Origin of the sequence: Iodobacter violaceini (genome assembly GCF_011601265.1) — a bacterium.
GTDB classification, from domain to species: domain Bacteria; phylum Pseudomonadota; class Gammaproteobacteria; order Burkholderiales; family Chitinibacteraceae; genus Iodobacter; species Iodobacter violaceini.
Genome location: NZ_JAAOLX010000002.1, coordinates 407,641 through 429,632 on the forward strand (window position 1 = coordinate 407,641; position 21,992 = coordinate 429,632).

Annotated in this window: 20 protein-coding genes; 11 read left to right on the forward strand and 9 right to left on the reverse strand. The window is 50.8% G+C overall.

Annotation, left to right across the window (positions count from 1 at the left end):
* Positions 1–20 precede the first annotated feature (20 nt).
* A complete protein-coding gene (locus tag HA050_RS05515; RefSeq protein ID WP_166823113.1) occupies positions 21–1,016 on the forward strand; it encodes an integron integrase in 996 nt (331 codons plus the stop codon).
* 130 nt (positions 1,017–1,146) lie between these two features.
* On the opposite strand, the gene HA050_RS05520 is transcribed toward HA050_RS05515, so the two are convergent.
* On the reverse strand, positions 1,147–2,436 hold the full coding sequence (locus HA050_RS05520; RefSeq protein WP_166823116.1) for a DUF445 domain-containing protein: 1,290 nt from the start codon (positions 2,434–2,436) through the stop codon (positions 1,147–1,149).
* A gap of 514 nt (positions 2,437–2,950) precedes the next feature.
* Here HA050_RS05520 and HA050_RS05525 point away from each other — a divergent pair.
* The gene (locus tag HA050_RS05525; protein ID WP_166823118.1) at positions 2,951–3,406 is read left to right on the forward strand and encodes a YaiI/YqxD family protein; all 456 of its coding nucleotides are present in this window, start codon (positions 2,951–2,953) and stop codon (positions 3,404–3,406) included.
* Positions 3,407–3,554: 148 nt separating this feature from the next.
* Here HA050_RS05525 and HA050_RS05530 read toward each other — a convergent pair whose 3' ends face one another.
* From HA050_RS05530 to kdpF, 6 genes are all read right to left on the reverse strand, one after another.
* A complete protein-coding gene (locus tag HA050_RS05530; protein WP_099399204.1) occupies positions 3,555–4,244 on the reverse strand; it encodes a response regulator in 690 nt (229 codons plus the stop codon).
* Between the two features lie 272 nt (positions 4,245–4,516).
* Positions 4,517–7,180 (reverse strand): DUF4118 domain-containing protein, encoded by a 2,664-nt coding sequence (locus tag HA050_RS05535; protein ID WP_166823120.1) that lies wholly within the window; start codon positions 7,178–7,180, stop codon positions 4,517–4,519.
* 179 nt (positions 7,181–7,359) lie between these two features.
* Positions 7,360–7,944, reverse strand: coding sequence for a potassium-transporting ATPase subunit KdpC (gene kdpC / locus HA050_RS05540; RefSeq protein WP_166823123.1), 585 nt, complete (start codon positions 7,942–7,944; stop codon positions 7,360–7,362).
* Between the two features lie 392 nt (positions 7,945–8,336).
* A complete protein-coding gene (gene kdpB, locus HA050_RS05545; RefSeq protein WP_166823125.1) occupies positions 8,337–10,487 on the reverse strand; it encodes a potassium-transporting ATPase subunit KdpB in 2,151 nt (716 codons plus the stop codon).
* An 83-nt stretch (positions 10,488–10,570) separates the two neighbouring features.
* The gene (gene kdpA / locus HA050_RS05550) at positions 10,571–12,382 is read right to left on the reverse strand and encodes a potassium-transporting ATPase subunit KdpA (RefSeq protein WP_166823128.1); all 1,812 of its coding nucleotides are present in this window, start codon (positions 12,380–12,382) and stop codon (positions 10,571–10,573) included.
* Entirely contained in the window at positions 12,383–12,463 is an 81-nt protein-coding gene (kdpF, locus tag HA050_RS22585; RefSeq protein ID WP_166823479.1) for a K(+)-transporting ATPase subunit F, read from the reverse strand.
* Positions 12,464–13,094: 631 nt separating this feature from the next.
* On the opposite strand from kdpF, the gene HA050_RS05560 reads away from it, so the two are divergent.
* The 5 genes from HA050_RS05560 to HA050_RS05580 all read left to right on the forward strand — a co-directional run bounded on the left by HA050_RS05560 (position 13,095) and on the right by HA050_RS05580 (position 16,991).
* Positions 13,095–13,379: a hypothetical protein gene (locus HA050_RS05560; RefSeq protein ID WP_166823130.1), complete on the forward strand. Its 285-nt coding sequence runs from the start codon at positions 13,095–13,097 to the stop codon at positions 13,377–13,379.
* Between the two features lie 78 nt (positions 13,380–13,457).
* Positions 13,458–13,841: a nuclear transport factor 2 family protein gene (locus HA050_RS05565; RefSeq protein WP_166823133.1), complete on the forward strand. Its 384-nt coding sequence runs from the start codon at positions 13,458–13,460 to the stop codon at positions 13,839–13,841.
* A 59-nt stretch (positions 13,842–13,900) separates the two neighbouring features.
* On the forward strand, positions 13,901–14,542 hold the full coding sequence (locus HA050_RS05570) for a GIY-YIG nuclease family protein (protein WP_166823135.1): 642 nt from the start codon (positions 13,901–13,903) through the stop codon (positions 14,540–14,542).
* A 169-nt stretch (positions 14,543–14,711) separates the two neighbouring features.
* A complete protein-coding gene (locus tag HA050_RS05575) occupies positions 14,712–16,322 on the forward strand; it encodes a methyl-accepting chemotaxis protein (protein WP_166823138.1) in 1,611 nt (536 codons plus the stop codon).
* Between the two features lie 171 nt (positions 16,323–16,493).
* The gene (locus HA050_RS05580) at positions 16,494–16,991 is read left to right on the forward strand and encodes a DUF6630 family protein (RefSeq protein ID WP_166823141.1); all 498 of its coding nucleotides are present in this window, start codon (positions 16,494–16,496) and stop codon (positions 16,989–16,991) included.
* A gap of 62 nt (positions 16,992–17,053) precedes the next feature.
* Here the strand turns inward: HA050_RS05580 and HA050_RS05585 are convergent, their stop codons facing one another.
* The gene (locus tag HA050_RS05585; RefSeq protein ID WP_166823143.1) at positions 17,054–18,700 is read right to left on the reverse strand and encodes a vWA domain-containing protein; all 1,647 of its coding nucleotides are present in this window, start codon (positions 18,698–18,700) and stop codon (positions 17,054–17,056) included.
* Between the two features lie 209 nt (positions 18,701–18,909).
* Here HA050_RS05585 and HA050_RS05590 point away from each other — a divergent pair, with 209 nt between their 5' ends.
* The 4 genes from HA050_RS05590 to arsB all read left to right on the forward strand — a co-directional run bounded on the left by HA050_RS05590 (position 18,910) and on the right by arsB (position 21,407).
* Positions 18,910–19,242, forward strand: coding sequence for an ArsR/SmtB family transcription factor (locus HA050_RS05590; RefSeq protein WP_166823146.1), 333 nt, complete (start codon positions 18,910–18,912; stop codon positions 19,240–19,242).
* 24 nt (positions 19,243–19,266) lie between these two features.
* Positions 19,267–19,737, forward strand: a complete 471-nt coding sequence (locus HA050_RS05595; protein WP_166823149.1) for an ArsI/CadI family heavy metal resistance metalloenzyme — start codon at positions 19,267–19,269, stop codon at positions 19,735–19,737.
* A 27-nt stretch (positions 19,738–19,764) separates the two neighbouring features.
* On the forward strand, positions 19,765–20,274 hold the full coding sequence (locus HA050_RS05600; RefSeq protein WP_166823152.1) for an arsenate reductase ArsC: 510 nt from the start codon (positions 19,765–19,767) through the stop codon (positions 20,272–20,274).
* Between the two features lie 65 nt (positions 20,275–20,339).
* Positions 20,340–21,407, forward strand: coding sequence for an ACR3 family arsenite efflux transporter (gene arsB / locus HA050_RS05605; RefSeq protein WP_205836303.1), 1,068 nt, complete (start codon positions 20,340–20,342; stop codon positions 21,405–21,407).
* 111 nt (positions 21,408–21,518) lie between these two features.
* Here the strand turns inward: arsB and HA050_RS05610 are convergent, their stop codons facing one another.
* On the reverse strand, positions 21,519–21,935 hold the full coding sequence (locus HA050_RS05610) for a hypothetical protein (protein WP_166823155.1): 417 nt from the start codon (positions 21,933–21,935) through the stop codon (positions 21,519–21,521).
* Positions 21,936–21,992: the final 57 nt, after the last annotated feature.

The following is a 21,992-nucleotide window of genomic DNA, read 5'->3' on the forward strand; positions in this document are numbered from 1 at the left end:
TCAATCGCATGGCGGTTTCTATGCCAAATAGTACACCTTCCGAAGGGACTGCTGCGCCGCGTTTGCTGGATGTATTGCGCGATAAGATTCGCGTAAGGCATTACAGCCTAAGGACAGAGCAGCAGTATGTCAACTGGGTGCGGCGGTTTTTGCGTTTTCACCCTCAGCGGCATCCTCGTGAGATGGGTGCTGCCGAGGTAACGGCGTTTCTGACCAACCTAGCCGTGGCAGGTGGCGTGTCGGCTTCCACGCAAAATCAAGCACTGTCTGCGCTGCTATTCCTATACCGTGATGTGCTTGAAATCAACTTACCCTGGCTGGATGAAGTGGTGCGGGCCAAGCAGCCTGGCCGTTTGCCACTGGTATTAAGTAAAAGCGAAGTGGCGGCAGTTTTGAGATTGGCCAATGGCTTGTATGCATTGCAACTGCGGCTACTCTACGGCACGGGGATGCGTTTAATGGAATGCATGCGCTTGCGGGTGAAGGATGTCGATTTTGCCATGCAGGAAATCATTGTGCGGGATGGCAAGGGCGCCAAAGATCGCGTCACCATGCTGCCGCAGAGCGTGGTCGAGCCATTGCAGGCCCATCTACAGAGCCGGCGCGCCCTTTATGAAGCGGATCTGGCGGCAGGAATGGCGGATGTTTATCTGCCTGATGCGCTGGCACGAAAATACCCCAACGCAGCAAAGGAATGGGGCTGGCAGTATGTGTTTGTTACCACCGGCTATGTACGCGACCCAAGAAGCGGCGCGGTGCGCCGCCACCACCAGGATGAAAAACTGTTACAGCGGGCAATGAAACGGGCGGTACAGGCGGCGGGCCTTGCCAAACCGGCCACGCCGCACACCCTGCGCCACAGCTTTGCCACGCATCTCTTACAAGCGGGTTACGACATCCGCACCATCCAAGAATTACTCGGCCATAAGGATGTAGCCACCACCATGATTTATACCCATGTATTGAACAAAGGTGGCCGTGGTGTAAGCAGCCCGCTGGATGAACTGGTTCCCTAGGGGCTGTTGACGCTTCATTCACAATTACGCTGAGCCGAAAAATGGCCAGGCACAAGGCATGCGACGAAGGCAATAACTGGTTATTTCCGAGGAGCATAAGGCAGTGAATGGCTGTTTTCCGGCTCAGCCCCTAGCCCAACCACCCCGCCACTACATAAATCATCAGCCCCACCAAGCCGCCCACCAAAGTGCCGCTCACGCGGATATATTGCAAATCGGTGCCGATGTTTAATTCGATGCGCTCCACCATATATTGCTCGTCCCAGGTTTTAACCTGATCTGAAATAAATACGCCGATTGTTTCGCGGTATTCTTCAATAATTGGGGGAATGGCGCGCTCGCATTGGGTGTTAATCCATTCCTGCATTTCGGTATTTTCATTCAGCTTTTTGCCCATATCAGCAGCCAATAACATGATATTGGCGCGGATAGTGGAGTCCACACGGTGCAAATCGCTATGCAGCCAGCGTAATAATTGCGACCAGAGTGTTTCGATATATTCCCCTACCGCCGGATGGGCAAGCAATTCGTTTTTTAGCTTTTCGCCTCTTTGTTTGAATTCGGCATCGTGTTTTAATTTTTCAACAAAATCCGCAATATAGCGATCAAATTGCAGGCGTAAATGATGGTTTGGATTATCCTGCATGGCTTTTAATTCTTTTTGTACCGCACCCAGCATTTTTTCAGCGAGGTATTTACCGGCCACTTTATCCAGCACCATATATTTTAGAAATGATATTTCTTCGGCGGCCACCTGGGCCATGGCTTCTTGCGTTTCGGCGCGGCCAAGTATTTTTTGTAATTCGTGCAGTACTTCGCTTAATACATGGTGATGGCGGCCATTTTGCGTGAGCGATTCTAAAACATGGCCGCTAAAGCGGCTGATATCCACGCGCTGTAATTCGGCAATTAAGGTGCTTTTTAAAAAAGCCAGTAAGCGCCCATCATGCAGGGAATTAAGGCTGTAACTTAGCACCCTGATTAATAAATTAGAAAAAGGCCGTGCGTTTTGCGTGAGCCATGCGGCCATTTTAAGCGCAGGATTAAATTCGCGAATTTTGCCCACAATGCGCTCGGGCGATAAAAAATTGCTTTGAATAAAGCTGCCCATGCTATCGGCAATGCGTAATTTATTTCTGGGCACAATGGCGGTGTGCGGAATAGGCAGGCCTAAGGGGCGGCGAAATAAAGCCACCACGGCAAACCAATCCGCCAAAGCCCCTACCATGGCCGCCTCTGCAAACGCAGTAATATAGGCCAGCGCCGGATAGCGGGATTTATATATTGCGCTGATCACAAAAACCGCGGCAAAGAATAGCAATAATGCCAGTGGCAAAAGTTTGGCTTGCTTTAATTTTTGGCGTTTAAGCGCTATTTCGGCGCTTTCTATGGCCTGATAAAGATGATTGGATGAGGTCATTGGCATAATCAAAATTGAATCATGGACTAAGGGTATCACTGTCTTTGGGTGGATGTTACGTTTAGGCCCTTGCGCACCATGCAAAGTCAAAAACCTTGTTTTTTGTGCCTTCGGCACGTTGATTTTGGAGCGGTTGGCCACCGCGGGGGCCTTCCTTTCTTGAGCGGCCAAGAAAGGAAGCGAAAGAAGGCCGCCCCGAACAGCACGAAAGCCCCTTGCTGCGGACAATCGAGGTGGCGTCAATTCAACTCGCTTCGCTCAAACACGAATTGACGACGGCCCCACCCCGCTTGTTCCTCGCTTCGGCGTGCTTCAGGGGGATTTAAGCCCCATATCGAGAGCGTGGATATAGAGTTATTTCTATGTTTGCTAATACAAAACCATTAGGTTAGGGTGTTTTGGTTTCACCCGCCTTACGGTGTGTAAGCGTTTTTATCCCCGCATAGAGACTTGGGTTTAGCTGCATCAACACGCGCTATAATCCACCGCATTATATTCTGCACAGGTAAACGCCATGCAAATCTGGGTTGATGCCGATGCCTGCCCCAAGGTGATTAAAGAGATTCTGTTTCGCGCAGCCGAGCGCTGCAAGATCGTCTGCACTTTTGTGGCCAATCAGTATATTCAAACGCCAAATTCACCCTTTTTAAAATCGCTGGTGGTGGAGCAAGGCTTTGATGTAGCAGACCGGCGGATTGTGGAGCTATGCGCGGCAGGGGATTTGATTATTACCTCAGATATTCCGCTTGCATCAGACGTGATCGCCAAAGGCGGCTTGGTACTGGATTCACGCGGCGAACGTTTAAGTAAAGAGAATATCGGCGAGCGCCTGAATATGCGTGACTTTATGGATACCTTACGCGCCAGCGGCATAGACACCGGCGGCCCCAGTGCCATGAGCACTGCAGACAGGCAAAACTTTGCGCGGGCGCTGGATAGCATCCTAAACAAAATGAAACCCAAATCCTGAAATCATTCGTAATTTAAACCCCAAGTTTTTCACCACGGAGGGCACAGAGAACACGGCGTTTCACTGAGAAAACCCGCTGCCTGTTGTTTTTCTCCGTGGCACTCTGTGCCCTCCTTTTACCCGGGGTTAAAGATGAGGGTTTAAAAACTCAGCTAATCAATCGATAACCCACGCCGGTTTCGGTGACGATGTGTTGTGGTAAGGCAGGGTCTGTTTCCAGCTTTTGCCGCAGATGCCCCATATACACACGCAGATACTGGCTGCTTTCCGAGTGCGATGGCCCCCATACGGCTTTGAGCAGTTCCCGGTGCGTGAGCACTTTACCGGGGAAGCGTGTCAGTGTAGTGAGTAAGCGATATTCAATAGGTGTAAGGTGCACCGGCACATCGCTTTTATAAACCTGACGATTGACCAGATCGATTTTAATCTGACCAAACTCGACAGACTGCTGTGCGCCCTGCCCGCGCGCGTGGCGGCGCAGCAAAACGCGGATTCGCGCCAGGCATTCGGGCACGCCAAAGGGCTTGGTAAGAAAATCATCGGCTCCGGCATCCAGCGCCCTTACTTTTTCTGTTTCTTGCGTGCGGGCAGAGAGCACTAAAATAGGCAGCTCGCACCATTCGCGCAGACGTTCGATCACCGTAACGCCATCCATATCAGGCAGGCCCAAATCCAGGATAACCAGATCAGGCTTGCGGGTAGCGACTTCGATCTGGCCTTGCTTACCGGTTTCTGCCGTAAACACCTGCATGCCCACATCGAGCAGGGATTCGGACAAAAAATGCCGGATCGGCTTTTCGTCTTCGATGATCACAACGGTAATAGGGATATCTGTCATGCTTGCCTATTCTTTATATGGGGAAATACAAAACAATTAAAAATACTGCGTTCAACACGTACTGGGCTGCATTAATTGAATACCCCCTTTTTGCAAAAGGAGGGCAGTTAAGGTCAAAATCTTCAGCTATTTAGCACTTAGGGAAGCTAAAAACCGGTGCGCAAGTAAAGCAATTTGCACAGCCTGCGAAATCCATTCCCTGAGTTTTCTCCCCGGTCGGCCTTAACTCTCTGCGTGCTCAGTGTCTGCAGATTCAGGCTTTCAATCAGCGCTTAATTTGCCAGCACGGGTGGCGTGCCCAGTGGCAGGGTAAATTCAAATTCTGCGCCGTGCGGGTCTAAATTCCGGGCGCTGATTTGTCCGCCGTGGGCATTGATAATGCTGCGGCATATCGCAAGCCCCAGCCCCACACCAGGCGCGCCGGATTCGGTGGTGCCACGGGTAAATTTATCAAATAAGCGTGTACCTTCAGGCAGGCCGGGGCCGTCATCACTAACCGCTATGCGCGCCATATTGCCGTCTTTTTTTGCAGAAATCGTCATGGTACTGCCAGCGGGAGTATATTTAGCAGCGTTTTCTAATAAATTTACCAGCACGCGCTCCATCAGCACGGCGTCATATTCCAGCATGGGAAAATCAGCAGGCAGCTCCACCTTAATTTGATGCGCGGTGAGGCTGGCCCCTGCCACCCTCACCGCGCCGCCTACAGATTCCTCTAATAGCTGCCATTCTTTATTTGGCTTTACCCCCGATTGCAATCTGGCCATATCCAGCAAATTGCTGACCATATGATTCATGCGCATCGCTTCTTTTTGCAAGCTTTGTGAAACATGCCGCAATTCTGCAGGGATCTCATCTTTATCCAACAGGCTGGCAAGACCAACCAGCGTGGTCAGCGGCGTGCGTAAATCATGCGATACCGCAGATAAAACACCGTTTCTTAAGCGCTCTGATTCCATGGCAACAATGGCGTCTTGTGCAACCTCTACGTAATGCACGCGCTCCAGCGCCAGTGCAATCTGGCTGGCCGCGGTTTCCAGTAAGCGCTGTTGCTCTGGTAAAAACACATGCTGGCTGTCGCTGGGCAATACCGCCAGCACACCACGGGTGCGCATCGGGGCTTTCAAAGGAATATAGAGCAGCGGCGCGGCAGGCAGCGTATGCGTGCCAAGGCCCGCAGGCTGCTGATAATCATAAACCCACTGGGCAATACCTAAATCGGCGCTGGCATGCTCGTGCGATGCACGCACTTTTTCTTCGCTATCGGGGATAAACAGCAGTGTTTGCGATTGAAACAAGCCATCCAGATGGCGCACGCTCATTTCTACAATTTGGGTAGCCGTCAGCGCGCCAGACAGCTCGCGCCCCAGCTCGTACAAGGCCCGCGTGCGGCGCTCGCGGTAGGTGGCCACATTGGCCTCAAAGCGTAATCTGGAAGTCAGATGGCTGATAATCAGCGCTACCGATAACATCACCGCAAAGGTCAGCAAATACTGAGTATCTGACACCGTAAAAGACATGCGCGGCGCTACAAAAAAGAAATCAAATGCGGCCACCGACAATAAAGACGTCACGGCGCCTGCACCGCGCCCATAACGCACCGACACCAGCACCACCGCCAGCAAATACAACATCACCACATTGGCTAAATCAAAGAAGTGCAGCAAGCCTGCTGTCAGCAGCGTAGTTAAAGCGGCTGCGCCCAGCGCGGCAAAATAGCCATGGCGCTGAAGCTTGGGCGTTGCCTCGTCAAACAGCAGGCTATTGGGTTTTGTATCGCCGGGCAGCGGATCGCTTATATCGTGCGCCACCACGTAAACATCAACATCGCTGGCCTTATCGATCAGCAGCTCGGATAAAGGCCGCCGCAATAGCCGCGACCATGTACTGCGCTGTGATTTACCCACCACCATTTTGGATACATTACGACTGCGCGCAAAGGCCAGCAGGGTATCCACCAGATCCACCCCCGCCAGCACGCTGGTTTCCGCACCCAATTCCTGGGCCAGCTTCAGTGTTTTTAATACCTGATTACGCGTTGCCTCACCCTGCCGCTGCAGCTCCGGCGTTTCTACATAAACCACCAGGCATTCAGCATGCAAGCTGGCGGCCAGCCGGCATGCGCTGCGAATCAGCTTATCCCCGCCTGAATAGGGGCCAATGCTGATCAATAAACGCTCGTGTGCTTTCCATACAGGCTGAATAGACTGATCCGCGCGGTAAGCGCGCATCTGCGCATCCACCCGGTCGGCCGTGCGGCGCAAAGCCAGCTCGCGCAGCGCCAGCAGATTGCCTTTACGAAAGAAATTCTGGCTGGCCCGCGTGGCCTGCTCCGGCCGGTAAACCTTGCCCTCGGCCAGGCGCAGCAATAATTCATCAGGCGGCAAATCGACAAGGGTCACTTCATCTGCAGCATCAAACACGTGATCCGGCAGCGTTTCACGCACCACAATCCCTGTAATCTGCCCGACCACATCGTTTAAGCGCTCCAGATGCTGCACATTCAGCGAGGTGTAAACATTTATCCCTGCTGCCAGCAGCTCTTCCACATCCTGCCAGCGCTTTGGGTGACGTGATCCGGCCACATTAGAATGCGCCAGCTCGTCGATTAAAATCAGCGGTGGTTTGATCGCCAGCGCCGCATCCAGATCAAACTCGGGCAGAGTTTGCCCGCGATGCTCTATTTTTGCAGGCGGCAACACTTTTAAACCGATCAGCTGAGAGGCTGTTTCGCTGCGTCCGTGTGTTTCAACCACCCCAACAAGCACATCCACGCCCAAACGCTGCTGTACATGGCCAGCAGCCAGCATTGCGTAAGTTTTACCCACACCCGCACAAGCACCAAAAAAAATCTTCAAGCGCCCGCGGGCGGCTTGCTCGTCGGTTCGTTTGATTTTATCGAGCAGAGAATCGGGATCGGGGCGGGTATCGGTCATTGATGGGCTTGTGGCTAAGAGTTGGGGGTAAAAAGAACACAGGCATCAGCACAAGTCAGCGGTACTTGTTCCCCTTTTACAAGGGGGAAGCTAAAACCAGCAGAGCGTATTCAACGCGAAGCGGCAATGCGCCAATTTGCGGGGCGCATTGCCAAGGCAATTGCGCCCTGCGAATTTGACTACTTCGCTAATGGATATTGCTCATCCAGTGCAATATTCAGCTTCAGCACATTTACGCGCGGCTCGCCAAATACACCAAACTGACGGCCTTCTGTATTTTCTGCCAGCAGTTTACTCACTTTGTCGCCAGACAGCTTACGAGCAGCCGAAACACGCTCAAGCTGATACTGCGCAGCGGCGATACTGATATGCGGATCCAGACCACTGCCTGATGCCGTAACCAGATCAACCGGAATAGCGCCAGCCTGGTTTGGGTGGGCTTTTTTCAACGCTTCAACACGCCCTTTTACCGCATCCAGAAACGCCGGATTAGTCGGGCCCAAGTTTGAGCCGCTTGATCCGCCCGCATTGTAGCCCATAGGGCCTGTTGCAGACGGGCGGCCCCAGAAGTATTGTGGCTCGCTGAAATTTTGGCCAATCAGGCTTGAGCCTACGGCCTTACCCTGCAATTGCACCAGGCTGCCATTGGCCTGATCCGGCATGGTAGCCTGGGAAACGCCGGTTACCAGCAAAGGGTAAGCCAGGCCAGTGATCACAGAAAGTAGAGCAAAAATGACCAGAGCGGGTCTTAATTGAGCATTCATTTTAAATCCTTCATTGCGCTTGCCATAAGGCTTGCTTCAAGAGGTAAATCTATCCATAAGTGGCGGGCAATGGCACACCACATCAAATTTCGCTGCGCCACAGTACGGTTTTGCAGCAGCTGCACATCGTTTTAGAGCGCACGGCGTACAGATGATCACTGGTTAAAGGGTAAAATGCGCCGCAGCGATAGCAGCCCACCTCTCCTTCCCCCTTGCACGTGACATGCTTAGCCAGATACTCCTTAAGCGTGGGCGAGCGCCGCCAAAACCAAAGACTGCAGCACCTCATCCCATACGCCAACACCAGAATGAAAATAATCAGCAATAAGTTTCCAATCATATCCATACGCGTGCCCTCCAAATCATCCGGCACCGGCCGGATGACGCACCACTTAAACTAAGCCCATCGCACCCAATGCCATATCAATGATTTTAATCCCGGCAAAAGGCACTAATAAGCCACCCAAACCGTAAATCAATAAATTATTACGCAGTAATTGCGCGGCAGCCTGAGCGCGGTATTTCACGCCTTTTAATGCCAGTGGAATCAGGAACACAATAATTAAGGCATTAAAAATCACCGCTGACATCACCGCCGAATTAGGGCTGTTTAATCCCATTACATTTAATGCGCCCAATTGCGGGTAAGTCGATACAAAAGCGGCCGGGATAATGGCAAAGTATTTGGCCACATCATTGGCAATACTAAAGGTGGTGAGTGAGCCGCGTGTCATCAGCATCTGCTTGCCGATTTCCACAATCTCAATCAATTTGGTGGGGTTAGAATCCAGGTCCACCATATTGCCCGCTTCTTTAGCCGCTTGCGTACCGGTATTCATGGCCACGGCCACATCAGCCTGCGCCAGTGCAGGAGCATCATTGGTACCGTCACCGGTCATCGCGACCAGCTTACCTTCGGCCTGATACTGGCGGATCAATGCCAGCTTGGCTTCTGGTGTTGCTTCAGCCAGAAAATCATCCACACCGGCTTCGGCAGCAATGGCTGCAGCAGTCAGCGGATTGTCACCTGTGATCATGATGGTTTTAATCCCCATCTGACGCAGCTCGGCAAAACGCTCTTTAATGCCGCCCTTCACGATATCTTTCAGCTCAATCACGCCCATTACTTTAGGGCCATCACTGACCAACAATGGTGTAGAACCACGGCGGGCGATATCGTCTGCAATCTTGCCTACAGCATCAGGGAATACCCCCCCCATGGATGCAACATGTTTTTTAATCGCGTCGATAGCACCCTTGCGGATCAGACGCTCATCGTAATTAACACCACTCATACGGGTTTGTGCAGTAAACGCTACAAACTCTACCGCGTGGCTTAAAAGCTGGCGCTCGCGCAGATTAAATTTCTGCTTAGCCAATACCACAATACTGCGGCCTTCCGGGGTTTCATCAGCAAGGGATGCCAATTGTGCGGCATCAGCCAGCTCTTCCATCGTCACACCAGGAGCCGGTACAAAAGCGGAAGCCTGACGATTACCCAGTGTGATCGTGCCGGTTTTATCCAGCATCAGCACATCCACGTCACCTGCTGCTTCTACTGCGCGGCCTGATGTGGCAATCACATTGGCCTGCATCATACGGCTCATACCCGCCACACCAATGGCTGATAAAAGTGCACCAATAGTAGTTGGAATCAAACATACCAGTAAGGCAATCAGGGCCGTAATGGTAATTGGCGAGCCTGCTTTGCTGGCTTCCACACTAAACATAGAGAAAGGCAGCAGCGTTACCGTCACCACCATAAACACGATGGTTAAAGCCACCAGCAAAATCGTTAACGCGATTTCATTCGGTGTTTTCTGGCGCTTTGCGCCTTCCACCATGGCAATCATGCGGTCCAGAAAGGCTTCGCCCGGGTTCACACTCACCCGCACCACAATCCAGTCTGACAACACACGCGTACCGCCGGTTACTGCTGTAAAGTCGCCGCCCGATTCACGAATCACGGGTGCAGATTCACCGGTAATGGCCGATTCATCCACCGAAGCCACACCTTCGATTACTTCACCGTCCGCAGGCACCACATCACCGGCTTCCACCAGGATGTAATCACCCTTGCGAAGGCTGGCGCTGTCGGCAATGGATTTGCCAAATTTGCGGCCCGGGCCAGTCAGCTTTTTAGCAATGACGTTTTTCTTGGTATTACGTAATGATGCGGCCTGTGCCTTGCTGCGCCCCTCTGCCAGGCTTTCAGCAAAGTTAGCAAACAACACGGTAAACCACAGCCATGCAGTGATACCGGCAATAAAGCTCAGCGCTGCTTCACCGTGGCCGGCCAGGGCCTGAATCAGCAGCAAGGTGCTTAAAATACTGCCCACATACACCACAAACATCACTGGGTTTTTAAGCTGGGTCTTAGGTGCCAGCTTTTTAAACGAATCGACCACCGCTGGCCCAATCAGTTGCGGGTCGAGTAAAGAAAGTTTTTTGCCTGCTGCAGCAGGTACAGAGTGCGCAGCCACTGCGGCAGCAGCAACAGGCGCTGCGGCGGGCTTTGTACGATTCACGTCAGTAGTATTCATCGCTTTTTACCAAAAGGAGTTGCAATGGTTTGATTGCAAATTTACCGGGCGGGAAAAACCACAGGCCTTCCCGCCCAAGGCTGTTATTTAACAGGTGCAATCATTTGCAAATGTTCAACCACAGGGCCCAGTGCCAGAGCAGGTACGTAGTTCAATGCCCCCACCAAGAGCACGGTTCCAACCAAAAGCACTACAAATAAAGGCCCGTGCGTTGGCAGCGTTCCACCTGTTACGGCAAGGCGTTTTTTAGCAGCTAAAGAACCCGCCATTGCCAATACCGGAACAATAATCAGGAAGCGGCCCAGCCACATCGCAATACCCAGCATCACGTTATAAAACGGGGTATTTGCAGATAAACCAGCAAAAGCACTGCCGTTATTATTTGCAGCCGAGGTAAAGGCATAGAGCACTTCACTTAAGCCATGCGCTCCCGGGTTCAGAATCCCTGCCTTACCATCAGTCAACATCAAGGCAACCGCTGTACCCACCAGCACCAGAATCGGTGTCACCAGGATAGATAAAGCACTCATCTTCATTTCAAAGATTTCGATCTTTTTACCCAGGTATTCAGGTGTGCGGCCTACCATCAGCCCCGCAATAAACACCGCCAGAATCGCAAACACCAGCATGCCGTAAAGACCTGATCCCACACCACCAAACACCACCTCACCCAGCTGCATCAAAAGTATCGGGATCAAACCACCTAACGGTGTTAAGGAATCATGCATCGCATTCACTGCGCCACATGAAGCAGAGGTAGTAACCGCCACAAACAGTGATGTTGCCGTAATCCCAAAGCGTGTTTCTTTACCTTCCATATTGCCGCCAGCTTGCGTGCTGCTCAGCACCTGATCCACACCAAGCGGATTCAGACCGGCCGTACCTGTTTGCTCGGCCACCACCAGCACGGAATACATCGCCACAAAAATCACCGTCATGGCAGCAATAATCGCCCAGCCCTGACGTTTATCCCCAACCATGCGGCCAAAAACAAAACACAGCGCAGCAGGGATCAGGAAAATCGCCAGCATTTGTAAAAAGTTTGCAAATGGCGTTGGGTTTTCAAAAGGATGAGCCGAGTTCGAGTTAAAAAAACCACCACCATTTGTACCTAAAAGCTTAATTGCCTCTTGCGATGCAACCGGGCCCATAGCCAGAGTTTGTGTATGGCTGACCACGTCTTCCATAACAGGTGCGCCCTTGGCATCTTTCACCACATCACCGTGGCTGTCATGCTTTGGCTGCTGAAATGCATTAGCCTGGACTGTAGGCACTTCTTTATATGCGGACAGGTTTTGAATCATGCCCTGGCCCACAAACACCAAAGATAAAACCAGAGACAGCGGCAGCAAGATATATAAAGTGCTGCGGGTTAAATCCACCCAAAAGTTACCCACGGTACTGGCGCTGTGCCGGGCAAAACCACGGATCAGGGCAATCACTACCGCAATACCGGTGGCTGCAGAAACAAAGTTCTGCACTGTTAAACCCAGCATTTGTGTGAGGTAAGACATGGTGGATTCACCGCCGTAGCCTTGCCAGTTGGTATTGGTGACAAAGGAAATTGCGGTATTAAGCGCAGAATCCGGGCTGACCGCGCCAAACCCCTGAGGGTTAAACGGCAGGCCACCTTGCGCACGTTGCAAGAGATAAAGTGCCAATGCGCCAATTGCATTAAACAGCAACAAACTGATCGCATAGGATTTCCAGCCTGTTTCCTGGCTGGAATTAATACCTGCCAAACGATAGATCCCGTTTTCAAGCGGCTTTAAAACACGCAAAGGGCCTTGAATCTCACCCTGCATCACTTTGTTGATCACAATCGCCAGCGGCCATGACAACAGCAGCAAAACGAATAAAAACAGCCCCAGCTGGAGCAAAGCATCGGTAGTCATTTAAAAACGCTCCGGTTTAAACAGCGCGTAAAAAAGGTAAACAAATAAAATAACGGTAACCAGCGAAATCAGAACGATCATGATTCACCCCTAAGGTGGCTGCACAGCAGTAAAAGTAAGGCGGGGCATACCGCTATTACGCATAAAGCGCCTAAATAAATCACATCCATGGCTAACTCTTATTAAGAGGAATCGACCCGTATACTTTATGGAATACAGCGTAAAGACTGTGGTAAAAACGCAGGCCCTCGTATAAAGAAAGTATAAAAATTATAAAAATTTGTACTTAAAAGAGCCGTAATAACCAGACTCAGGTCTTGAGCGCAATCAAGACATGGAGCCTGCAGAAGGCCGGCAACATCAAGGTGCAGGTATAAATTTTTCTGCAAATGGCTTGCCTACCGGGCAGCACAGCAATGACGACCGTTTATACCTGATAGATTGCTTACACAATAAATGGCTCCATGTAATGAAAAATGGCTTTTTCTGTCTGCTCCCCTGCATATCGCCCGGGCCGATCTTTTATCAGCGCTCTTCCCTGCTCCTTGGGTGCATGTTTTATCAGGCTGCTCAGTGCAAAATAATCTGTGAAAAAATGGCTGAATCCATTACTGTCTTTTACTTTCCATTTCAGAAAGATATACAACAGGGTAAAATCAGCCATAAAACATGACCTTTACATCACCCGCTTTTTTAACTTTGGGGAAGCAAAATGACAGAAGATTTTTGGATGGTGCTGATGATCGTGGGGGGCCTTAGCTTTATGCTCTTGCAGCCATTGACTGATCGCTTAAGTCGGATTGAAGCCAAGCTTGACCGGCTGCTCGCCCTGCAGGGGATTGATGAAAACAAATGGCAGGAGCCATCCGCTGAAGTAATCAAATTAGCGAGGGCCGGGGAAAAAATCAGCGCACTCAGGTTTTATCGCAAGCAACAAGGTGCGGGGCTTAAAGAGGCAAAGGAAGCGATAGAAAAGTACATCAGCCCGAATACATAAAAAACAGCTCAGGCAAAACTAAAAAGCATTTATTCAGCAGATCATGCCCCCCAGCCCAGCCAATGCAGGAGATACACGATGACCCCCACCGAAATTCGCGCACGGATTGATCAGTACATCAATGCTTACAACCGCAAAGACGTAACAGCCATGCTGCTGACTGTGCACCATGATGTGGAATTCAAAAATATCGCTGGCGGGCATGTAAATACCCACACCACAGGCCGGGAAGAATTAAAAGTGCTGGCAGAGCAATCTGTCGCCATATTTTCAGAACGGCATCAGGAAATACTCAGCTTTGAAAGCAGTACCCACATGGCCAGCGCAACCATCGCCTTTCGTGCTGTCGTTGCCAATGATTTGCCCAATGGCTTAAAGAAAGGCCAGACGCTGGAATTATCCGGCCGGTCTGAATTTGAATTTAAAGACGGCTTGATTGCCAGGATTACAGATTTAAGCTAGCCCGCCATCATCTTGGCATGTAGCTCCATAAGCCTCCAATTTTACCCAGAGCACTTTCTATGGCCGATATCAGTTCACAAATTGTTTATGTTTTAACTAATCCAGCCATGCCCGGCCTCGTTAAGATCGGGAAAACATCGCAAACGGAAGTCGAAGAAAGAATGAAGCAATTATATGGAACAGGCGTGCCTGTGCCCTTTGATTGCGCTTTTGCCTGCCAGGTAAAAGATGCTGGCGAAGTTGAAAAAGCACTTCATTTCGCCTTTGGCAATCATAGGATCAACCCCAACCGGGAGTTTTTTAAAATTGAGGCTGAGCGGGTTATTTCTGTGCTCAGATTATTAAAAACAGAGGACATAACGCTTGAATTTGAAAAACAGTTAGATTCGGATATTGAAGATATCGATAAGCAATCTGCAGACCATTACAAAACAACCAAACGCCCCAGAATGAATTTCCATGAGCTGGGTATTCCGGACGGATCCATTTTAATTTCTAAAGATGGCAGCCAGCAGGCCATTGTGATTGAAGAAAAAAAAGTACGCTTCGCAGACGAAATCATCTCTTTAACTGAAGCAACCCGAAGATTACTGGGTTTAGCAGAAGGCACTCCCATTCAGCCTTCCCCTTACTGGACGTTTAATGGCGAAACCGTAAAAGAAATTTACGAGGCTTTTCACTCAGAGGGCGAAGAGGCGTGATTTTTAAGGTCTTAAAAAAACGCCCCCCCTCCGCTCTGCATCCCCCGCAATACCGTCCAGCCAGCGTATTGGTATGTACTACAACGCTATCCTATGGTGAACATCAGTAGTAAGGAAAGCATGCAGCCCGCTTAAGCAAGGCAGCTGCTGTTCACCCAAGGAGCCCATAATGAACGTTACTCAAAGATTATTAACGCTGGTTGGAACCGCCTTGCTGGGCGTTATTGCCGTTACCGGAGTGGGGCTTTATCAGATCGACAAAGTGTATAACAGCGCCAACTATGCCACGGTAAACAGCGTACCCAGCCTTGTAGTGCTCGACGCCGCTTTTGATCATTTTGTTCAGCTGGATAAACTGCTGAGCGAGCATGTATTAACCATGGATGCCGCAGCCAAAGCAGACATAGCGCAAAAAATGCCGCCCCTGCTTTCTGCCATTGAGGCCGAATTCAAGCGGTATGAACCCCTGCTGAGCAATGACAGCGACAGGCAGCTGCTGGCTGATGACCGGGCTGCAGTGGCAGGCTACGATGCCATCCGGCAACAAACCTTAACAGCTTCTGCAGGCAATCAGGCAGATGAGGCAAGAAGCTTATTAAACAACAGCGTCAGGTCTTTTGAGAAAGTACGCGCTTTAATCGAGGCTCACCGTGGCTTTAATGTTGCGCTGGCCAATCAGGGCGATAAAGATGCACAAAGTGCATTTGGGCTGGCCAGGCAATTATTTCTTGTTTGCGGTGTGCTGGCTGCCATTTTAAGTCTCATTCTGGGTATTATCACCGCGCGTGGCATTGTTGTGCCCTTACGGCGCACCATCGGTATTGCCAACCGCATTGCCTCTGGCGATCTGACCAATGACACCCGCAGCCAGGGCCACGATGAAACGTCACAGATGATGCACGCCTTAGGCGATATGCAAACTGCGCTGCGGCAAGCCATTTCTGCCATGCGCGCCCATGCCGATTCGCTGGCCACATCCGCCGCCGGAATGGTAGAGCATTCAGAACATGTATCGCTCAGTGCGGGCCTTCAGAGCGATGCCGCATCCAATATGGCTGCAACAGTTGAAGAAATGACTGTCAGCATCGGGCAAATCAGCAATAACGCAGGAGATGCTCAAAAGGCATCGCTGCAGGCCGAAACCAGATCCAATGAGGGCGCGGTGGTGATCCGGAATGTAGCGGATGAAATCCACAGCATTGCTGCTGAAATCACAGAAACGGCCACAAAAGTAGCAGCCCTGGGGGAGGAATCACAACGCATTTCCAGCATTGTGGCCGTGATCCGCGAAGTAGCCGAACAAACCAATTTGCTGGCGCTGAATGCGGCCATCGAAGCAGCACGGGCAGGTGAGCAAGGACGCGGCTTTGCCGTTGTTGCCGACGAAGTAAGAAAACTCGCCGAGCGCACCAGCGGAGCAACCAGAGAAATTGCCGATATGATCAAACTGATCCAGGACAGGGCCGACAGCTCGGTAGCAGGCATGAATCGCACAGTAGAAAAAGTAAGCAGTGGCGTGAGCCTGGCCAGCCTTGCCGCTGATGCCATAGGCAGCATTGCAGACAGCGCCAAAGTAGCCGAAGCCGCTATATCTGCCATCTCTTCTGCCCTGCTGGAGCAATCCACAGCCAGCGGGCAAATTGCAGGCAGCGTAGAGAGGATTGCACAAATGACAGCAGAAAGTAGTGTGGCCGCTAAAGGCAGCTCTTCATCAGCGGCAGCGCTCTCGGCCTTGGCACAGCAAATGCGCGGCGCCGTATTGCGCTTTAATCTGGAATAACAGGGGGCAAGCGGCGCTCTTAGTTTTTAATAAAAAGGCTGTGTGGCTGAACAGCTGGCAATATCCAATTAATTGCCACACAGCGCGTTGTTCCTGATTTATAAACAATAGAATTATATTTATTTTTCAGTAAAATGAGCTACGTTCCACAAAGATAACAAAGGAATTGAAGTGATACAAGAATTGCTACGCCTGCTTTCATGCAATGAATTTAGCGCAAACGAAATCATTGAAGCCGCCCAATATGTAGAAAATGCGCCGGATAATCCGGAGCTGGAATGGGCAGGCAGCGCCGCCTCAGCCATGACGTTCGCAATCTATGACAAACTGTATAGCTGGACAGTGGAAGGAGATAAAATAGATGAGATCCATGAACAATTGGAAGATATGTTTTCAGATCCTTTACCCGCATTCCCTTATGACGATATAGAAATCCAGAACAATTCCTTTGCCTATTTTCGCTGGATCAACTGTGTTTTAGCTGGGTATGCCATTAAAGAAGGCGGATATGAGCTCCTCTCTATTGACCCCGGCACTGACGATCAGCTTCGACTATTAATTGTTTATAAAAAAGACACGAGTAGAATATTGGAGCTGGCCCAAGCGCTATCACTCCGAATAACAAGGGAAGATGGCGCGGAACCTTATCCAGCGCCAATTCACCCTTAAACCTACCTTATCCCATCTCACAGATCACGAATTTACCGATTTTTTTGCCTGGCTCAAACGCGCTAATCCCGCCCGCCCTCAACGGCCGCAGGTGTCAGGCTTTTTGCCAGTTTAACCAATTGCAAAAATTCCCCACGATAGCCAAATACATCATCACCTCGGGCATTGCCCGCAATGGCAGCAACTTTTGCGTAGTTGAAGTCACTGATATACCGCCCATTACGCAGTAATTGCCCAAAACCCGCCACAGCAGTGGCAAAGCGGAATTCGTTACTGGCCTGATTAAAGCTGCTTAATACATCACGGCGCTGCAGCGGGATTTCGATCAGCTGGCTGTTTTTGCCATCGGGCGCTTTATAGCGCAGGCGTAAAAAGCCCAGCTCGTCGCTCTGCGCAGTTTTTTTAGCGGGTTTGGCTTCATAACGCAGTGGCTCCAGATACCCCGCTTTACCGGCAAAAGTCACTTCATAGAGGGCAGTCACGGTGTGGCCTGCGCCAATATCACCGGCATCCACCTTATCGTTATTAAAATCCTCACGCTTAAGCTGGCGGTTTTCATAGCCAATCAGGCGATACTCTTTGACCTGCTCCGGGTTGAATTCAACCTGGATTTTGACATCTTTGGCCACGGTGGCCAGCGTGGAGCTCATTTCATCCACCAGCACTTTTTGCCCCTCGTTCAGATTATCAATGTAGTGGTAATTGCCGTTGCCAATATCGGCCACCTGCTCCATCAGTGCGTCATTGTAATTTCCCATTCCAAAGCCCAAAGTGCTTAAAGAAACCCCTGCCTCACGCTCTTTTTCAACCATCTCTTTCAGCGCATCAATGCTGGTGACACCCACATTAAAATCACCATCGGTAGCCAGCAGGATGCGATTGATCCCGCCTTTAATAAAACCCTGCCGTGCCATCTGATAAGCCAGCTGAATACCTGCGGCGCCTGCTGTGCCGCCCCCGGCAACCAGCTGATCAATAGCCCGCTTGATTTGGTTTTTATCTGCACTGGGCTCCAGCACCACCTTCGTACCGGAGGCATAGGTCACTAAGGAAACATGGTCTCCTGCTTTAAGCTGATCCACCAATAATTTAAGCGAAGCTTGCAGCAGCGGCAATTTATTGGGCTCATTCATCGAGCCGGACACATCCACCAGAAACACTAAGTTTGCCGCAGGCAGCAGAGCTGCTTTGATGTCCTGTGCCTTGATGCCAATACGGATCAGATGCTTATCCACGCCCCATGGCGCGGGTGCTATTTCGGTGTACACGGCAAAGGGGCGGCTGCCGGCCTGATGGGGATAATTGTAAGGAAAATAATTAATCATCTCCTCTACCCGCACAGCGTCTTTAGGCGGCAACTGGCCCGCTTGCAAAAAACGACGCACATTGGTGTAGCTGGCGGTATCCACATCGATCGAAAAAGTGGAGACCGGCTCGGCAGACACCGCCTTCACTGACAGCTCTTCCAGCTTGCTATAGTTTTCGCGGCCGGGTTCGGCAGAGGCAAGCGGCGTATTGGCCTGTGTGCGCACGCCTGCATCGGCAATTGCTTGCATTTTGCCGGCGACAGGCGAAGGTGCGGCTACTTGCTCTGCAGGCAGGCTGTGCCGGGGAAGACTTGCATCGTACTTATTAAATGCCGTCCCTCCGCAGGCGCCAAGTAATACAACGCCGGATAAAACACTCAGGGACAGGGGAAGCTTAGTCATGGCATGAAGTCCTAAATAAAGGGGAACAAACAAGGAAACAAAGCGCGTTAGCAAGACGGATTAATTATTTTAGAAATATTTCTGTGAACTGCCACTTTAACGAGAGACTTCGTTTCTGCTCAAATGCTTTGCTCATGCTATTTGAGCAAACTTAAATCCCGCAGTAAATCCTTCTTGACTCAATTCTATATTTCCAAGATTATAGAAATATGAATACAAAAACTGCCGTAATACTCCTGGCCGCTCTCGCTCAGGACACTCGTTTAGCAATCTACCGGCTGCTGGTACAAGAAGGACCAGAAGGTTTGGCTGTGGGCCAAATCGGTGAGCGTCTGGAGGTTGCCAATGCCACCCTGTCCTTCCATCTGAAGGAGTTAACGCACGCTGGCCTGATCAACCGGCGGCAAGACGGGCGCTTTATCTATTACTCCGCAAACTACGAACAAATGAATAATTTGCTCGGTTTTATGACTGAAAACTGCTGCCAGGGCCAGGCTTGTGAGCCCTCTGATCATAAATCTTGCGACAACAGCTGTTGTTAACTTTTCTCTGACTGGGGTTAAAAAATGAAACGCTTTCATGTCCATATATCGGTACCGAAGCTGGACGACAGCATACGCTTCTACACTGCGCTGTTCGCGGCAGAGCCAACCGTACTCAAGCCTGACTACGCAAAGTGGATGCTCGACGATCCACGCATCAATTTCGCCATCTCGCAGCGAGGTGCACCGGCAGGCCTTGATCACCTCGGTTTTCAGGTCGACAGCGACGACGAGCTGACCGCCTTACAAAAGCAATTAGCCACTGCGGATATCTCGGTGCTCAGCGAGCCGGGTACAGCTTGTTGCTACGCCCAATCGGACAAGCACTGGGTTACAGATCCGGCGGGTATTGCATGGGAAAGCTATCGCACCCTTGGCAGCATCCCGACTTTCAGCGGCAACGAATCCACAACCAACACCTGCTGTGCGCCCAAAGCGGTCGAAGTAACGCCCCAACCCAAGAACAGCTGCGCCCCCGGCAGTAACTGCTGCTAAAACCCGTGTAAACACTGGAGATTCACGATGAGCAACAAAGTCTACAACGTCCTTTTCCTGTGCACCGCCAATTCGGCGCGCAGCGTCATGTCCGAAGGCTGGCTGAATATGCTGGGTGAGGGACGCTTTAAAGCATTCAGTGCGGGCAGCCACCCAAGCGGCCAAATCAACCCGCATGCGATCACCTTGCTGAATGGCATCGGCTACGACACCAGCGCACTGCGCTCGAAATCATGGGAAGAGTTTGAAGCCGCTGACGCACCGCACATGGATATTGTCATCACCGTTTGTGACAACGCCAAAGGCGAAGTCTGCCCAATCTGGCCAGGGCATCCGCTGACAGCACACTGGGGCTATGAAGACCCGCACGGAGAAACAGAGGAAGAAAAACTTGCTTCGTTCCGCAAAGTCTTTTTGCAGATTAAGCAGCGCATCTCGCTCCTTGTAAGCCTGCCTGACGAAAAGCTGGCCAGCTTAGCGCTGAAAGACGTGGTGCGTGATATAGGCGAAAGCAAGCCCGGCCAGCTAGCAGAGTGATAGCCCCGTGCTGCACGCGTTTGTCAGTACCGTGCAGCGTTCAAAAATTAAAAACTGGAGTCATGATGTCCGCACAATGTGAAGTTACCGGCAAACGTATCACTGCTGCACCCATGAGTTTTTTCGAGCGCTATCTCACCATTTGGGTGTTTTTATGCATTGTTGCCGGAATTATTGCAGGGCAGTTATTCCCCCGTGTATTTCAGACGATTGGCCGGCTTGAGGTTGCTCAGGTTAATCTGCCGGTGGGTATGCTGATCTGGGTCATGATTATTCCCATGCTAATCAAAGTTGATTTTACGGCTTTGCATGAAGTACGCCAGCATGTTCGCGGGATTGGCGTTACCTTGTTTGTGAACTGGCTGGTTAAACCATTCTCAATGGCATTATTGTCCTGGATCTTTATCCGGCAGCTGTTTGCTCCATATCTGCCCGCCGGTCAAATTGATAGTTATATCGCTGGCCTGATTCTGCTTGCAGCTGCACCTTGTACTGCAATGGTGTTTGTATGGAGCAAGCTGACTAATGGCGACCCGTTGTTTACCTTGTCTCAGGTGGCATTGAACGATGCGGTTATGGTTGTGGCCTTTGCGCCACTCGTGGCGTTTTTACTCGGCATGTCGGCCATTCATGTGCCCTGGGATACACTGATTATTTCAGTCGTGCTGTACATCGTTATTCCGGTGATCATTGCACAAATCATCCGAAAGCGTTTACTCAGTCAGGGCCAGGCCGCCTTTGATAACATAATGAACAAGATTGGCCCATGGTCAATTTCTGCTTTATTGGCCACTCTGATCTTGCTTTTTTCTTTTCAAGGCAAAGCAATATTGGATCAGCCACTGGTCATTGCCTTGCTGGCCATACCTATTTTGATCCAAGTATTTTTCAACTCAGGTTTAGCATATCTGCTGAACCGTATGGTAGGCGAAAAGCACAATATCGCCTGCCCGTCTGCCTTGATTGGGGCATCAAATTTCTTCGAGCTGGCCGTTGCGGCGGCAATTGCATTGTTTGGCTTTAATTCAGGCGCAGCGTTGGCAACGGTTGTTGGCGTTCTGATTGAAGTGCCGGTGATGCTGCTGGTAGTCAATATCGTGAATCGCACGAAACCCTGGTATGAACGCGCCTGACAGCGCGGGTGTAACTTAAATACAGCGCTGTTTCATGCCCGCATTTTAAAGTCATACTGGAGATTTTATTACGGCGGGCATACGGGATGCTGACTCTTTTTATGCACACCATCACACCGCAACATTGACCCTTCTGCCCGGCTCTGCAGCGGTTTGTTCGAGCACATCCAGAATATGCTGGTAGATTCCAACGCCCTGAGTGTCGTTTCTAAACTGACAGGCCAAAACGCTTTGTTTAGCGTAATCAATGAAATTCCATTTCTTTAAACGGCTGCTTTCATCTTCAGTGCGTGGCGATCCATCTTCATTGATATTCAGCCGGTGAGAAAGGGAGATCACCCCCAGCTCAAGAAAGCTGATTTTGCCGTCGTTGTACAGATCTGTGGCCAATTTTGCCGCTTCACCTGCCGTCATATTGGCCGGATCGTACAATCTGGAATCCCCCGCCGGGGCATCAGGCTGATAAGGAATCTTTGGCCGCAGATGCGCGGGCAAAATACTGAGTGGCGAGGCTGCTGAAACATTCATGGATCGCTTTCCGATAATTTATTAAGCAAACAGAAAGCAATAAATAAGCCAGAATTC